At 65.7% G+C, this 15749-nt stretch carries 9 protein-coding genes; 2 read left to right on the plus strand and 7 right to left on the minus strand.

Features of this window, described 5'->3' with window-relative positions; translation table 11 throughout:
- Positions 1–164: 164 nt before the first annotated feature.
- From ACOYR4_RS17855 to ACOYR4_RS17875, 5 genes are all read right to left on the minus strand, one after another.
- The gene (locus ACOYR4_RS17855) at positions 165–1376 is read right to left on the minus strand and encodes an FAD-dependent monooxygenase (RefSeq protein WP_422847515.1); all 1212 of its coding nucleotides are present in this window, start codon (positions 1374–1376) and stop codon (positions 165–167) included.
- A gap of 49 nt (positions 1377–1425) precedes the next feature.
- Positions 1426–3939: a putative bifunctional diguanylate cyclase/phosphodiesterase gene (locus ACOYR4_RS17860; protein ID WP_422847516.1), complete on the minus strand. Its 2514-nt coding sequence runs from the start codon at positions 3937–3939 to the stop codon at positions 1426–1428.
- Positions 3936–7268 (minus strand): EAL domain-containing protein, encoded by a 3333-nt coding sequence (locus ACOYR4_RS17865; protein WP_422847517.1) that lies wholly within the window; start codon positions 7266–7268, stop codon positions 3936–3938. Before ACOYR4_RS17865 ends, ACOYR4_RS17860 begins: the two co-directional genes overlap by 4 nt.
- A gap of 191 nt (positions 7269–7459) precedes the next feature.
- Entirely contained in the window at positions 7460–10375 is a 2916-nt protein-coding gene (locus ACOYR4_RS17870; protein ID WP_422847518.1) for an aconitate hydratase, read from the minus strand.
- Between the two features lie 201 nt (positions 10376–10576).
- Entirely contained in the window at positions 10577–10984 is a 408-nt protein-coding gene (locus tag ACOYR4_RS17875) for a hypothetical protein (protein WP_422847519.1), read from the minus strand.
- Between the two features lie 111 nt (positions 10985–11095).
- Here ACOYR4_RS17875 and ACOYR4_RS17880 point away from each other — a divergent pair, with 111 nt between their 5' ends.
- Positions 11096–11971 (plus strand): helix-turn-helix domain-containing protein, encoded by an 876-nt coding sequence (locus ACOYR4_RS17880; protein WP_422847520.1) that lies wholly within the window; start codon positions 11096–11098, stop codon positions 11969–11971.
- A 252-nt stretch (positions 11972–12223) separates the two neighbouring features.
- Here the strand turns inward: ACOYR4_RS17880 and ACOYR4_RS17885 are convergent, their stop codons facing one another.
- Positions 12224–12526, minus strand: coding sequence for an H-NS histone family protein (locus ACOYR4_RS17885; protein ID WP_015015416.1), 303 nt, complete (start codon positions 12524–12526; stop codon positions 12224–12226).
- A 521-nt stretch (positions 12527–13047) separates the two neighbouring features.
- Between ACOYR4_RS17885 and ACOYR4_RS17890 the strand changes: the two genes are divergently transcribed.
- Complete coding sequence (locus ACOYR4_RS17890) at positions 13048–13890, plus strand: symmetrical bis(5'-nucleosyl)-tetraphosphatase (RefSeq protein ID WP_422847521.1); 843 nt, start codon at positions 13048–13050, stop codon at positions 13888–13890.
- A 91-nt stretch (positions 13891–13981) separates the two neighbouring features.
- On the opposite strand, the gene ACOYR4_RS17895 is transcribed toward ACOYR4_RS17890, so the two are convergent.
- On the minus strand, positions 13982–15454 hold the full coding sequence (locus ACOYR4_RS17895; RefSeq protein ID WP_060986511.1) for a DEAD/DEAH box helicase: 1473 nt from the start codon (positions 15452–15454) through the stop codon (positions 13982–13984).
- Positions 15455–15749 lie beyond the last annotated feature (295 nt).

Raw genomic sequence — 15749 nt, forward strand, 5'->3', positions numbered from 1 at the left:
CATACAGGGATAGAGCGTGGCACACTGCATGAAGTTCACCCTGCAAAACACTGGCAGGGGTTGCCCCGGATAGGGAATATCCTGACAACCGGGAGGTCCTTCCAAAGCCCCGTACGCGCCCCCTGCGCCTGAGGCTTATTCGCAGGGCCTGCCCACACTCCCCGTCACAAGGAGCTGGCGCTGGAGCCATCGCCCCGGTAAAGCCACGGCACATCCAGCACGCGTTCACCCAGCAGGCGCAACGACAGGTCGCGCCCCCAGCGCACGGGCCCCGTGGCGTGGAAGATGCGACCATTGCGCGTAGACCTGGCCTGCACCCGCGCGTTGCGCTGCCAGCGGTTCAGCGCATAGCGGCGCAGGCGCAGCGGTACATCGAGGTCGTGCATGGCCAGCGCCCGCTGCAGCTCGGCCGCGTCTTCAATGGCCATGCCAGCCCCCTGCGCCAGGTACGGCCGCATGGGGTGCGCGGCATCGCCCAGCAGGGCCACCAGGCCTTGTGCCATATCGTCGGCGCTGCGCACCGGCGGGCGGTCGCACAAGGGCCACAGGCGCCAGCCAGCACCACCCACGGCGCTCACGCTTCGCACCACGTCCTGCAGCGCAGTGCAGGTGCCTTGCAGCGCATGATCCAGGCCAGCGGCGTTGGCGGCGTGGTCCCAGTTCTCCAGATCTTGCGGCGCGGGCCCTTGCACGATGACCACCAGATTCTGCAGCTCGCCCCGGCGCACGGGGTACTGCACCGCATGCAGGCGCGGGCCCAGCCACGCGGTGACCTGCGCCGTGCGCAAGGCGTCGGGCAGCGCATGCTGCGGCACCAGCGCGCGATAGGCCAGGTGCCCCGTCACGCGCGGCGGCACAGCGCCCAGAAGCTGGGTGCGTGTGCGGCTCCAGAGGCCATCGGCACCGATCAGGGCATCGCCCTCGACCTGCTTGCCCCGGCTGGTACGCACGGTCACCACGCCGTCGGCATCGGCAAAGCTGTCGATCGCCTGATCCAGATGCCATTGCGTGTCGGTGTATTGGGTCACGGCAGAGAGCAGCAGGCCATGCAGGTCCGCACGATGGATGGTGGCGTAGGCCGCGCCGTAGCGCTCCACCGCCGTGGGCCCCAGGGACAACACGGCCAGTTCCTTGCCGCTGACGGCATTGCGCACCTGCAGCCGGCTGGGGAAGGCCGCTACCGCTTGCAGTGGCTGCTGCAGGCCCCAGGCCTGCAAGCGGCGCACCACGTTGGGCCCGATCTGCACACCCGCACCCACTTCGCTGAAGGCAGCAGCGCGCTCGTACAGCCGCACCTCCCATCCCGCCCGCGATGCGCCCAACGCAGCGGCCAAGCCGCCAATGCCGCCACCGGCGACCAACACCTGTTTTTTCATGGCGCGATTGTGAACTGCGCGCGCTGGCGGGCCTTTGCCTTAACGCAGGTCATAGCGCAGGCCGCAGCGCCCGCTCCAGCACCTCGGCGGGCATGGGCCGACCAAACAGATAACCCTGGAAGGCCTTGCAGCCGTAGCGCTGCAAAAATTCGAGCTGGCCTGTGGTCTCTACGCCCTCGGCCACCACCGCCAGGTCCAGGCTGTCGGCCAAGGCCAGGATGGTGCGCACGATGGCGGCGTCGTTGGGGTCGGTCTGCAGGTCACGCACAAAACCCTGGTCGATCTTGAGCTGGTCAAGCGGCAGCCGCTTGAGATAACTCAGGCTGGAATAGCCCGTGCCAAAGTCGTCCAACGAGAAGCCTACACCGTAGCGGCGCAGGTGCTCCATGCGCGCAATCACGTCCTCGACATCGGCCATCAACAGGCTCTCGGTGAGTTCGAGCTTCAGGCGTTCCGGGTTGGCGCCCGTGGCGTCCAGCACGCCCAGCACCTGCTCCACAAAGTCGGGCTGGCGGAACTGCCGCACGCTCACGTTCACCGACAGGAAGAACTGCCGGGTGAGCGAGCTGCGCGACCAGGCCACCAGCTGCGCGCACGCCGCTTCCAGCACCCACTGGCCCAGAGGCAGGATGAGTCCGGTCTGCTCGGCCAGCGGAATGAATTCGGCGGGGGACACCATGCCCCTGCGCGGGTGGCGCCAGCGCACCAGGGCCTCGGCCCCCTGCAAGCGGCCTTTGCCATCCACCACCGGCTGGTAGTACAGCACCAGCTCCTTTTCTTGCAGGCCCCGGCGCAGGTCGGCCTCCAGGGCCGAGCGGTTGCTCACGGCCGCTTGCATGTCGGGGTCGAAGAAGCGCTGGGTGTTACGCCCCGCCGCCTTGGCCTGGTACATGGCCAGGTCCGCATGTTTGAGCAGCTCGTCCACGCTCACGGTCTGCTGGCCGAACAGCGCAATGCCGATGCTGGGTGTGCTGTGGTGGCTGGCATCGCCCAGCGCGTAGGGCTTGCCCAGCGTGGTGGTGATGTGGCTGGCCACCAGCGCGGCCTCGGCGCTGGCATGGGCGGGGTCGGCGCTGAGGCCCTCCACCAGCACCACGAACTCGTCGCCCCCAAAGCGGGCCACGGTGTCGGACTCCCGCACGCAACCCTTGAGCCGCTGCGCCACCTGCAGCAGCAGCTGGTCGCCGGTGTCGTGGCCCAGCGTGTCGTTGAGGTCCTTGAAGTTGTCGAGGTCGATGAACAGCAGTGCACCCTGGGTGCCAGAGCGTGCCACCGCCGCCGTGGCATGTTGCAGCCGGTCCACCAGCAGGCGGCGGTTGGGCAGGCCCGTCAGCGAGTCATAAAACGCCAGGCGTTCAATCTGGCTCTCGACCTGCTTGCGCTCCGTGATATCGCGGCCCACGCCCCGGTAGCTACGCAGGGCGCCATTGGCATCGAACACGGGCACGCCGCTGACCGAGATCCAGTGCATGCTGCCATCCGCGCGCCGGCGTTGTAGCTCCAGGTCGCGGAACGGCTGGTGTGCCGCCAGCACCGCACGGTGCGCAGCCCAGTCGGCCTCGGTCATGTTCAGGGCGCCGATCTCCCAGCGTGTGCGCCCCATCACGTCCGACAGCGGGATGCCGTTCACGCTCAGGTCTCCGGCCAGCTGCACAAAGCGGCCCTCGGCGTCGTGCTCCCAATACCAGTCGGACGACAGATCGCTCAGGGACCGGAAGCGCGCCTCGCTCTCGCGCAGCTCGTTCTCCACACGCACGTAGTCGCTCACGTCGGCAAAGGTGCGCACCAGGCTGCCATCGGCCAGCGAGGTGGTGCGCACCTCGAACGTGCGGCCATCGCGCGTGGTGCGCCAGTACAAGGCCGGGGCCGGAGCCACTGCGCCTTGGGCCACGTAGTCGTGCCCGCGCCGGTCCACCAGGCTGTAGCCCTCGCCAAAGTCGCCACGCTCGGCCTGCACACGCGTCAGGTCGGCCAGCGTGGGGCGGGTGGCCATCAGTGATTCGGGCAAATTCAGCAGCTCCAGCACGCGCTCGTTGTAGACAGTGATGCGCCCATCGGGCCCGGTCTTGAAGATGCCCTGGCTCATGCTGGCCAGCGTGGCCTGCAGGGCCGAGCGCTGTTCCTGCAGCATGGTCAACGCCTCTTGCCAGATGCGGGCGTCCACCATGCGCACGGGCTGGCCCCGCCCCTGCGCGCCCTGCACCAGCGCCACCAGGCGGTTGAGCAGCTCGCTCAGGTGCGCAGCACCGTCGGCCTCGCGCAGCACATAGTCGCCCAGCCCGCAGCGGAACGCGCGCGCGGCCAGGGCCTCTTGCGCTGCATCGATGCACATCAGCACCGGGCGGCCGGCGCACAGCTCCAGCAGGCCGGGCAGTTCCTGGTCGCTGGGTTTGAGGCACAACACCACGGCGTCCCAGGCCTGGCTGGCGAGGGGGGCCTTGGCGGTTTCGGGCGTAGGGCTGTTGACCACCCGCCAATCCGGGTAACGCGCCGCGATCAACCGCCGCGCGGCCGCTGCGTGCTGGGTATCGATGTCCACCCACAGGATGCCCACGCCGTTCATGGCCGTTGCTCCTGCTGTGCGGGCTGCGAGGTAGCGAGCGAGGGCGCCGAATGGCCCGGCAAGTGCTCACGCTCGAACAACTCCACGGGCCCGGGCCTTCCAAACAGATACCCCTGGAACCCCTCGCACCCGTGCAGCCTCAGGAACGACAACTGCCCCGTCGTCTCCACCCCCTCCGCCACCACCTCCAAATCCAGGCTCTTGGCCAGCGCCAGGATCGTCCGCACGATCGCCGCGTCGTTCGGGTCCGTCAGCACGTCCCGCACGAAGCTCTGGTCGATCTTGACCTGGTCCAGCGGCAGGCGCTTGAGGTAGCTCAGGCTGGAGTACCCGGTGCCGAAGTCGTCCAGCGCAAAGCCCACGCCTTCGCTCTTGAGCTGGACCATGCGCGCGATGGTGTCTTCGATGTCGCCCAGCAGCAGGCTTTCGGTGAGTTCGAGCTTGAGTTGCCGGGGGTCTGCGTTGTGGTTCTTCAAGGTTTGCAGCACTTCGGCCACGAAGCCGGGTTGGCGGAATTGGCGGGCGCTGACGTTGACGGAGATGGACAGGTGGGCGGTGTCCGGGTGCTGGCTCCAGCGCTGCAGTTGTTCGCAGGCGGTCTGGAGCACGTATTGGCCCAGGGGGAGGATGAGGCCGGTCTGTTCTGCCAGGGGGATGAAGTCGGCCGGGCTGATCATGCCGCGCTGGGGGTGGCGCCAGCGCACCAGGGCTTCTGCGCCCAGCAGGCGGGCGTGGTGGTCGACCACGGGCTGGTAGTGCACGAGCAACTCGCCCCGGGCCAGTCCCTGGCGCAGGTCGGCTTCGAGGTTGGAGCGGGCGTTCACCGCTGCCTGCATGTCGGGGTCGAAGAAGCGCTGGGTGTTGCGGCCTGCGGCTTTGGCCTGGTACATGGCCAGGTCTGCGCGTTTGAGGAGTTCGTCCACGGTGAGGCGTTCGTCGCCAAAGAGGGTGATGCCGATGCTGGGGGTGCTGTAGTGCTGGGCGCCGTCCAGGTCAAAGGGCTGGTTCAGGCTGGCCAGGAGTTTCTCGGCGACGGTTTCTGCCTGGGTGGCGGCGTTTTGCAGGTCAGGGGCCAGGGCTTCGAGCATGACGACGAATTCGTCGCCGCCAAAGCGGGCGACGGTGTCGGCTTCGCGCACGCTGCCCACCAGGCGGGCGGCGACCTGGGCCAGGAGCTGGTCGCCCATGTCGTGGCCCAGGGTGTCGTTCAAATCCTTGAAGTTATCCAGGTCGATGAACAGCAGGGCCCCGAGGTTCCTGGTGCGCTGGCAGGCGGCGATGGAGCGTTGCAGGCGGTCCAGCAGCAGGCGGCGGTTGGGCAGACCGGTGAGGGCGTCGTAGAAGGCCAGGCGTTCGATTTCTTGCTCGGCACGTTTACGGTCGGTGATGTCGCGGCACACGCCCAGGATGCCCGTCACGCGGCCGTGCAAGTCACGGATGGGTGTCTTGATGGTTTCGAACTGGCCCTGGTAGCCGTCTTCCGCGAAGGTGAGCGTCTCCTCGTACACCAATGGTTGCCAGGCCTGCATGGCGCGCTGGTCGTACTTGCGAAAGCGCTCGGCGTCGGCGGGTGCCACCAGGTCAAAGTCGCTGCAGCCCACGACCTGGCTCTCTGGCCGGCCCGCAAAACGCTCGAACACGGGGTTGACCGACAGGTACACCCCGTTGGTGTCCTTCATGAACACCATGTCCGGCATGGCGTTGACCACGCTGGCCAGGTGCGCCTTCTGCTGGGCAAGTTCCTGTTCGATGCGCTTGAGCGCCGTCAAGTCGTAAGCAAACAGCACCACGGCTGCCACCCCTTGCGCCGTCACGCTCTCGGGGGCGATGGTGGTGTGGCGGAACTGGGTGCCGTCGGGGCCATCAATGTGGTTCTCAAACACCGCTGTCTCGCCCGCAAAGGCTTTTTCAAGGTGCGGGTGGATGCGTGCGAACACTTCGGGCGGAATCACATCCCGCAGCAGCTGTCCTTCCAGCTCCTGGGGCGTGGTGTAGAGCCAGCGGGCCTGCTGCTCATTGACGTACAGCACGCGCAAGTCCCGATCGATCCGCGACACACCGCCCGGTACATGGCGCAGCGTGTTGGCCATGAGCGCCTGCTGGGCGTGCGCGGCCTCTTCAGCCTGATGGTGGGCGGTGATGTCGGTCTGCACGCCGTCCCACAGCACCCGGCCATCCTGCAACCGGCGCGGCGACGAGCTCAGGTGCATCCAGCGCAACTGGCCGTCGGTGCGGCGCACGCGAAACACCGCCTCCAGGCTGGTCATGGACAGGTAGGACTGGCGCTCGGCCTGGCGCAGGCGGTCGATGTCTTCAGGAAGGATCTGCCGGTACAGCACGCGCGGGTCCTGCAGCACGTCTTCGACCCGCACACCGTTCAGCCGCTCGATGGCGTCTCCCATGTGCACAAAATGCACCCGGCCATCGAGCTCGCGCACGATCTGGAACAACACGCTGTGCGGCAGGTTGCGCCCGAGCAGTGACAGACGCCCCTCGCTCTCGCGCAAACGGCTTTCGGCCTCCTGGATGCGTGCAAACGGGCGACGAATGCCTGCGTCAAACACCGCCTGGTACAGCAGCGCATACGCCACCACCCGAAAGCCATGGGACAAGACCCCACCCAGCGTCGAATGCCCGCCCAGCGAGCCCACGGTGACCTCACCGCACACGAAGGCACCGGCCGCCCAGGCAAACAGGCGCTCGCGCGGCGCCTCTTCGCTGTGGCTGCGGCGGTACAGCAACACCGCACTGGCGGCCAGTGCCAGGGCCAGCCCCACAGCCGCCACCTGGCGCAAGGCCCCGTCTGCAGCATGGGCAAACCAGTGGGGCAGCGGCCCCAGCGCCGACCCCGCAAGCACCAGCGCGACGCCCCCCGCTGCCGCCAGCCACGCACGGGCCGGGCCGGGGGCCGACAGGCGCGTGGCGGTAAGCCCCAGGGTCAGCGCCTCGGCCACACGCGCCCAACTGCTCAGCCACAGCGACATGTCGGCACTGCCCGGGGGCATGTGCACGGGGCCGGAATGCACCAGCACGCCGTGTAGAAAGTTGCAGGCCGCCGCCACGCCAAAGCCCACCACCAGCACATTGGCGCGCGCCTGCTCCTGCGCCTCCAGCGCATGCAGGGACACGGACACCACCAGCAACCCCAGCAGCACCGCCACCAGCTCCAGCAGCGGCTCCAGCCCGTGCTGCGCGCCTGCCCCATCGCCCAGCATCTGCGCCAGTGGCACCACGACCAGCGCCAGCAATGCCACCACCAACACCACAGTGATGGCGGGCGCATCCGACCAGGGCATGCGCGCGGTCGGAGAGCTGGTGGGAGGGGGCATGGGCAAAGGGGTGAAAGGCAGTGCCGGCGAAATGGCCGCACAACGTCACAAGTGTATCTACGCGTAAGGAAATAACCAGAGCGCTCGCCCCATGAAAAACGGGGCCGAAGCCCCGTTCCAGACAGCGCAGGACAGCACCACGCCCCGGCGTTGCGCGCACGCATCAGCGAGGGGCGCGGCGCCCCCCCTTTTCACCCCTCCAGCAACTGGCGCAGCACAAAGGGCAGGATGCCCCCGGCCTGGTAGTAGTCCACCTCGATGGGGGTGTCGATGCGCAGGGTCACCGTCACTTCCTGGCGCGTGCCGTCGGCACGGTGGATGACCAGGCGCGCATCGCTTTGCGGCGTGAGTGCGGCGTCGGGCACCACGTCGATCACCTCGTTACCCGTCAGGCCCAGCGTTTCCCACGAATCGCCCGCCTTGAACTGCAGCGGCAGCACCCCCATGCCCACCAGGTTGGAGCGGTGGATGCGCTCGAAGCTGCGCGCCACCACGGCCTTGATGCCGAGCAGCTGGGTGCCCTTGGCGGCCCAGTCGCGGCTGGAGCCGGTGCCGTACTCTTCCCCCGCAAAAATCACGGTGGGCGTGCCCTGGGCCATGTACTGCATGGCGGCGTCGAAGATGAACATCTTCTCGCCCTGCAGCGCGCCCTCGTTCTGGAACACCGTGACGCCACCCTCCTCGCGCGAGCCATCAGCGGTGGGTGGGATCATCAGGTTCTTGATGCGCACGTTGGCAAAGGTGCCACGCACCATCACATCATGGTTGCCACGGCGGGCACCGTAGCTGTTGAAGTCTGCCTTTTGCACGCCGTGCTGCAGCAGCCACTGTCCTGCGGGCGAACTCTCCTTGATGGAACCCGCAGGCGAGATGTGGTCGGTGGTGATGGAGTCGCCAAACAGCGCCATGATGCGCGCACCATGCACCGCCGACGCGGCCGCCGCGCCCTGGTCGAGCGCAAACTGGGCAAAAAACGGCGGCTCGGCAATGTAGGTGCTGGCGGGCCAGGTGTAGGCCGTGCCGCTCACGCCCTTGATCTTCTCCCACAGCGCACCGGGGTCGGTGGCCACCTTGGCATAGTTCTCGCGGAAGGCCTTGCCGTTCATGGCGAACTTCAGCAGCGCATGCACTTCGTCGCTGGTGGGCCAGATGTCACCCAGGTACACATCACGCCCGCCCTTGCCTTTGCCCACGGGCTCGGTCATCAGGTCCTTGAGCACCGTGCCCGCAATGGCGTAAGCCACCACCAGCGGTGGACTGGCCAGGAAGTTGGCCTTGAGGTTGGGATGGATGCGCGCCTCGAAGTTGCGGTTGCCCGAGAGCACGGCCGCGCACACCAGGTCGTTGCTGGTGATGACCTCGTTCAGCTCGGGCGTGAGGTCGCCCGCGTTGCCGATGCAGGTGGTGCAGCCATAACCGGCCAGCGCGAAGCCCAGCTTTTCCAGGTAGGGCAGCAAGCCGGTCTGCGTGAGGTATTCGGTCACGATGCGCGAGCCGGGGGCCAGCGAGGTCTTGATGTGCGGCTGCACCTTGAGCCCCGCCTCCACCGCCTTCTTGGCCAGCAGGCCTGCAGCCAGCAGCACGCTGGGGTTGCTGGTGTTGGTGCAGCTGGTGATAGCGGCAATCAGCACATCGCCGTTGCCCACCGTGGGATCGGCCCCCTTGCTGGGCAGCGTGGTGGCCTGGGCGTGGTCGCGGGCCGTGGCCAGCGCGGGTTTGTTGGCCTCCATCTCCACCACCGAACGCGGCGCACCGGCAGGTGTGGGCTTGCCGTCGGGGGTCACATCAGTCACCACCTCTGCAGCGCGGTGGATGTGGAACCGCGTGTGCAACAGCTCCGCCGGGCGGTTGAAGCCGTTTTGCGCATTGGGCTTGCTGAACAGGTCGGCAAACTGGCTGCTGACCTTGCCCAGTTCGATGCGGTCCTGGGGACGCTTGGGGCCCGCCAAACTGGGCGTCACGCTGCCCAGGTCCAGCGTCACGACCTGCGAGTAGTCCACCTCGCCGGCCAGGGGCACGCCAAACAGGCCCTGGGCCTTGAAGTAGGCCTCAAAGGCTTCGATTTCGCCCTTGGTGCGGCCCGTGCCCTTGAAGTAGTCGATGGTCTTTTCATCGACCGGGAAGAAGCCCATGGTGGCGCCGTATTCGGGCGCCATGTTGCCGATGGTGGCGCGGTCGGGCAACGCCAGGGTGCGCGTGCCTTCACCGAAAAACTCCACAAACTTGCCCACCACCTTGTGCTGGCGCAACAGCTCGGTCACCGTCAGCACCAGGTCGGTGGCGGTCACGCCCTCGCGCAGCTGGCCCGTCATCTCAAAGCCCACCACATCGGGGGTGAGGAAGTACACGGGCTGGCCCAGCATGGCGGCCTCGGCCTCGATGCCGCCCACGCCCCAGCCCACCACGCCAATGCCGTTGATCATGGTGGTGTGGCTGTCAGTGCCCACCAGGGTGTCGGGGTAGTAGACGCCGTCTTTGCGCTTGTGCACGCCGCGCGCCAGATACTCCAGGTTGACCTGGTGCACGATGCCAAAGCCTGGGGGCACCACACCAAAGGTGTCAAAGGCCTGCATGCCCCATTTCATGAACTCGTAGCGCTCGCGGTTGCGCTGGAATTCGAGCTTCATGTTCAGGTCGAGCGAATTCTTCTTGCCGTAGTGGTCCACCATGATGGAGTGGTCCACCACCAGGTCCACCGGCACCAGGGGTTCGATCTTCCTGGGGTTCTTGCCCAGCTTGGCGGCCACGCTGCGCATGGCGGCCAGGTCGGCGAGCAGCGGCACGCCGGTGAAATCCTGCAGGACTACGCGAGAGACAACGAAGGGGATCTCGTCCTTGCGCTCGGCATTGGGCGCCCAGCGGGCCAGTTGCTCCACATGCTCTGGCGTCACCTTGCGGCCATCGCAGTTGCGCAGCACCGATTCGAGCACGATGCGGATCGACACCGGCAAGCGCTGGATCTGCGGGAACTGCTGGGCCAGCGCGGGCAGGGAGTAGAACTTGCCCTCCTTGCCCGATGCGGTCTTGAAGCCCTTGAGCGTGTTGGCAAAGGCGTGGCGGGCGGGCCGGGACGATGGGGTGGCTGGCGGCTTGGGCGATGAGGCCATGGCGAACTCCTTGATGAAAAGGCGACAGCGCCTATTCTGGCAGTCCCCCATGACGGTGCAATCGCTGGGGGTATGTGCCCCCGTGCCCACAGACCCATCGGAAGGGCTTAGGCGACGCGTTACCCACCTTTTCAAGGAAAAAGTCGCCCAAGCGCTACATGAACATACCCTGATAGCTATTAAATTTATAGCAACCACCCACTAGGCTACCGCCCATGCGGGCAGGCGGCGCACCCCCATCCACTGCAGCTCGGCAATGACTGCCACCGAAACCACATGCACCACTAGGTAGGCCTGGCCCAGGAATGTGGGTGCGACGGCATTGCCCAGCAGCAGCGCCAGGCTGGCCAGCGCCCACCCGAAATTGGCAACGATCAGCACCCACAGGTTGCCACGCGGCATGGTGTGCGCACGGGCAATGCGGGTGGCCAGCGCGGCGTAGCCCAGCAGCAAGACGCCCGACACCACCAGCAGGCCGGACGGCAGCCCCAGCCATTCGGCCAATGACGCCGTCAGCAGCAAATGCAAAGCGCCCAGCAGCAGCCCGGTGGACGCATCGAACCAGACCAGGGCACGCAAGAAGGCGGGGGAAGACAGCAGGTTGAACATGACAAGCTCCTTGGAGGGGTGAAGAAGGCTGCATCGTTGCCGCCAAGGCGCATGGCGTCGATAACGTGCCAGGTAATGGCCTGTGCGCAGCTTGGGCCTAGGATGCTGGGCATGACGTCCACACCTTCCACGCCCTCCCGCCGCACCCCGCGCCATCCGCTGCCGCACCGCGCTGCAGCACCTGGGCCCGCCAGTTTTGGGGACCATTTGCGCACCTGGCGTCAGCAGCGGCACCTGAGCCAGCTGGAGCTGGCCGACGAGGCGGACATCTCCACGCGGCACGTGAGCTTCATGGAGACCGGCCGCACCAACCCCAGTCGCGACATGGTGCTACGCCTGTGCGAGCGCCTGGCCATCCCGCTGCGCGAGCGCAACGCACTGCTGGTGGCGGCTGGCTACGCCCCCATGTACCGCGAGCGCGCGCTGGACGACCCGGCACTGGCCGCCGCGCGCCAGGCGGTGGAATTGGTCCTCAGGGGCCACGAACCCTGCCCCGCCATCGCACTGGACCGCTGCTGGAACGTGGTGGCCGCCAACCGCGCTGCACAAGCCCTGCTGGCTGCACATGTCAGCCCCGAACTGCTCGCGCCCCCTGTCAACGTATTCCGCCTGAGCCTGCACCCCGACGGACTGGCCTCACGCATCGCCAATCTGGCGCAATGGCGCCACCACCTCTTCGAGCGCCTGCGACAGCAGATCCATGCCACGGCCGACCCCGCCTTGTTGGCCCTGCAGGCAGAGCTGCTCGAATACCCCGCACCCGAGGAATCGCCCCCGCTCGTCATGGCCGGAGAAATGTTGGGGGTCGTGATGCCGTTTTGTTTTGAAAGCGTGCATGGCATGTTGTCCCTCATCAGCACCACGACCATATTCGGCACCCCGGTGGATGTGACCTTGCAGGAACTGGCCGTGGAATCATTTTTCCCGGCCGATGCATTTACCGCGCAGGTACTGCGGGAGATGGCACAGCAATATGCTGCGGATTGACCACCGAGCGCCCGAGTGCCGACAACACGCCGACACTTGTTTGGCGCGATGGTCAGCTTGAGGCCTGCCCGGTCTGCATCGAGATAACCCTCCAATAGGAGCAGCATGCGGATTTTTGGCGGCTGTGGGATGTACCGGTACTCTAGATGCCGGAAGGGACGCGATAGCCATGCCCCAAAACCTCCAACCATGCCACGCCAAAAAAATAGCCCGCAGTAGCGGGCTATTTTTGGGCACAGGGGGTGCAGATTCTCAAATGGCGAATTTTTCGCGGTTTTCGTTCTGAATCCACTTGGGCGCCTTGCCACGGCCCGTCCATGTCTGGCCAGTGGCTGGGTCGCGGTACTTGGGAGCCACCTTGGTGCCCGCCGTGGAGCTACGGCCGGTCTTGCCAGCAGCTTTGCCGGCTGGAAACACGTCCTGGGCAGTCAAGCCATATTCGGCCACCAGAGAGCGCACTTGGGACACAGCATCCGCCAATTCCCGGCGACGGGCTTCGCTGATTTGTTGCTCAAGGGCTTCACGCTGCTTCAAAAGTTCTTTGTAGCTGGTCATGGTGTCTGAATAAGGAATTAGGGTTGGAGACTTGGCGATTATATGAATAACAGGAGGCATGTCACATGCCGCGGTAAAAATTCTGCATTAAGAAACCACAGAAATGTGGCCTGCATATTTATCAGAAAGCTATCTCCTGGCGCAAAGCCCCGTAAAAACTTCAAAGAGCACTTCGGATCTGCACCCATACAGGTCAATGCGCTGGCCTACACCCCCAGCGCTTGAAATATCCAGCCCATACACATCCTCTTTTCGTCTACGGCAGATAAACGCGCAGCTTCTGCCATCAAAATGCGGCTGCGATGTAATGTCGTGCGCTATCTCCCTCGGGCAAGGGTCTGAATATGCTGGCACACCCTGGGTTAGCAGACACGCCTGCGCCCATCCAGGCAACCCACGCTCCCCAACACCCACTGCGCAGTGAGGGGCAGTGCTCCACGTGAAAAGCCTCGCGCGAAGCCCATTGCGCCTCAGCAGAAAATCAAGGCTTCACTCCACACCCTTTACGACCCCAAACCATCATGGCTATTTACTGTATCGGCGACATCCAGGGCTGCGACAGCGCTCTGGGGCGCCTGCTGGACACCATCGGCTTTTCTGCCAGCCGGGACACGGTGTACCTGCTCGGGGACCTCGTCAACCGCGGCCCCGACTCCGCCGCCGTGTTGCGCCGCTGCATGCAGCAGGGGGATGCCATCCGCTGCCTGCTGGGCAACCACGACCTGCACTTGCTCGCTGCCGCACATGGCGCACGCAAGCCGTCGCGCCGCGATACCTTGGCCTCGGTACTCGACGCCCCGGACCGCAGCGCTTTGCTCGAATGGCTGCGTCATCAACCCTTGGCGCGGTCCCACGAGCATTCCGGTCAGACCCTGCTGATGGTGCATGCAGGCGTGGTCCCTGCCTGGAGCGCCGCAGACACGCTGGCGCGCGCGCAGGAGGTGCAGGATGTGCTGCGCAGCCCGGATTTGCCCGCCTTTCTGCACGCCATGTACGGCAACACGCCCGATCACTGGGATGACGCACTCACCGGCACGGACCGGCTGCGTGTGATCGTCAACGCATTGACACGCATGCGCTTTTGCTCATCGGGTGGGGTGATGGATTTTGAAAGCACCGAGAGCGCCAGCGCGGCCCCGGAGGGCCTGATGCCCTGGTTTGACGTGCCGGGCCGGCGCACTGCTGGCAATTTGATGGCCTTTGGCCACTGGTCCACGCTGGGCTGGCTCAACCGCAGCGACCTGCTGGGCCTGGACACCGGCTGTGTGTGGGGAGGCTGCCTAAGCGCCGTGCGTTTTGGCAAGACGCTGGCTGACCGCGAACTGCTGCAGGTGCACTGCGAACAGGCGCTGCAGCCGGGCTAGAGAGAGCAGGCGCCAGGGAGATGAGAGGCCCGGGCGGAAAACAAACCCGGGACAGTCAAGACCGCAGTCAGCGCAAAGAGAGCGCTTGCGCTTATTGCGTGGAGGTTTCTGGCTGCACAGCCTTGAACAAGGCGGCCACTTTGCGCTTGGGTTTGATATTGGCCGAAATGCTGCTGCGCGCGGGCGACTTGGCTGCGGCCTCCCAGGCGGGGGCGGTATCCGCATTGCTGGGTTCGTAAGGCTTTTCAAAGAAGGGGTCACGCGATGCGACCGCTGGGCGGAAGCCTCGGTGGTGTTCACGCGGCTCGCGGCGCTCGTTGCGTTCGCGCACGGCGGCGGGAATCACGTCGCGCGGGTCTCCGGCCTCGCCCGATTCGCGCCATGCGCGGCGGCCATCATTGATGCGACCACGGGGGCGGTCTTCTTCGTACTCAATGGCTTCGAGATCGATCTTTTTCTTGATCAGCTTCTCGATGTCGGCCACCAGGCGGGCATCGCTGCCCGACACCAGCGTAACCGCCAAACCCGACGCGCCCGCACGGCCCGTGCGGCCGATGCGGTGCACATAGTCTTCGGCGTTGAACGGCACGTCGAAGTTGAACACCGCAGGCACGTCCTTGATGTCCAGGCCGCGCGCAGCCACATCGGTACACACCAGCAGATCGACTTCGCCCTTTTTGAAGGCTTCCAGCGCCTTCAGACGCTCGTCCTGGCTCTTGTCGCCATGCAGCGCGGCTGTCTTGAGGCCCTCGCGCTCCAGGCTGCGCGCCAAACGGGCGCAACCGAGCTTGCTGTTCACGAAGATGAACGCCTGCTTGATGCCACGGGTCTTGAGCACTTGGTGGATGGCGCGGCGCTTGTCATCGTCGTTAGCGCTGTAGAAGCGCTGTTCCACGGTGGAGGCCGTTTCGTTCGGGCGGGCCACCTCGATGGTGATGGGGTTTTGCAGGTAGCTGCTGGCCAGGCGCTTGATCTCGGGCGAGAAAGTGGCGCTGAACAGTAGCGTGGTGCGCTGCTTGGGCAGGTAGCTCAGGATGCGCTGCAGGTCGGGCAAAAAGCCGATGTCCAGCATGCGGTCGGCCTCGTCGAGCACCACGTACTCGACCTGGTTGAGCACCGCATTCTTCGCCTCGATGTGGTCGAGCAGGCGGCCGGGGGTGGCCACCAGCACCTCGACGCCCTTTTTCAGTTCGATGGTCTGGGGCTTCATGTCCATGCCGCCAAACACCACGGTGCTGCGCAGCTTGGTGTGCTTGGCGTACAGGGCGATCTGCTGAGCCACCTGGTCCGCCAACTCGCGGGTGGGCAGCAGCACCAGGGCGCGCACAGGATGGCGCGCAGGGGATGTGGAGCTGTTCTCGTGCTTGAGCAGACGCTGCAGCAGGGGCAGCGAGAAGGCCGCCGTTTTGCCGGTGCCGGTCTGGGCGGCGCCCATCACGTCCTGGCCGGTGAGCACCACCGGGATGGCCTGCGCCTGGATGGGCGTCATGGACTCGTAGCCCATTTCGGCTACGGCGCGCGCCAGCGGCTCAGCCAGCGATAGATTGGAAAAGGAACTTGTCATTTAGCCCTCTATTGTCGCACCGGTGGCCCAAAAAGCGATTTTTCGGGCCCGGAGCCACAAAAATGCGGTATGCGCGATCAGTGGACTAACATGCAAATGCTACATATTCGATAGCTAAAAGTGCATATTCAACCAGCACCATCGCCCGTTTTACACAAATATCACCCCTGCGGGGCAACGTGCTGCAACCCCTTGCTCCGCGTGCGGGCGTTGCGTGGTCGGCAGGGCATTGTCAGGACGGCGGGCCGGACAAACACCCAAAGAACAGGTCTGCCACCGAGCGCGGAAGAAGCCA

The sequence above is a fragment of the Acidovorax sp. M14 genome, from assembly GCF_049331375.1.
GTDB lineage: Bacteria > Pseudomonadota > Gammaproteobacteria > Burkholderiales > Burkholderiaceae_C > Acidovorax.

What these genes read in the sequence shown, in the direction of transcription:
- ACOYR4_RS17855 (WP_422847515.1), bottom strand. Translation starts at nt 1,376, where the DNA reads ATGAAAAAACAGGTGTTGGTCGCCGGTGGCGGCATTGGCGGCTTGGCC.
- ACOYR4_RS17860 (WP_422847516.1), bottom strand. Translation starts at nt 3,939, where the DNA reads ATGAACGGCGTGGGCATCCTGTGGGTGGACATCGATACCCAGCACGCA.
- ACOYR4_RS17865 (WP_422847517.1), bottom strand. Translation starts at nt 7,268, where the DNA reads ATGCCCCCTCCCACCAGCTCTCCGACCGCGCGCATGCCCTGGTCGGAT.
- ACOYR4_RS17870 (WP_422847518.1), bottom strand. Translation starts at nt 10,375, where the DNA reads ATGGCCTCATCGCCCAAGCCGCCAGCCACCCCATCGTCCCGGCCCGCC.
- ACOYR4_RS17875 (WP_422847519.1), bottom strand. Translation starts at nt 10,984, where the DNA reads ATGTTCAACCTGCTGTCTTCCCCCGCCTTCTTGCGTGCCCTGGTCTGG.
- ACOYR4_RS17880 (WP_422847520.1), top strand. Translation starts at nt 11,096, where the DNA reads ATGACGTCCACACCTTCCACGCCCTCCCGCCGCACCCCGCGCCATCCG.
- ACOYR4_RS17885 (WP_015015416.1), bottom strand. Translation starts at nt 12,526, where the DNA reads ATGACCAGCTACAAAGAACTTTTGAAGCAGCGTGAAGCCCTTGAGCAA.
- ACOYR4_RS17890 (WP_422847521.1), top strand. Translation starts at nt 13,048, where the DNA reads ATGGCTATTTACTGTATCGGCGACATCCAGGGCTGCGACAGCGCTCTG.
- ACOYR4_RS17895 (WP_060986511.1), bottom strand. Translation starts at nt 15,454, where the DNA reads ATGACAAGTTCCTTTTCCAATCTATCGCTGGCTGAGCCGCTGGCGCGC.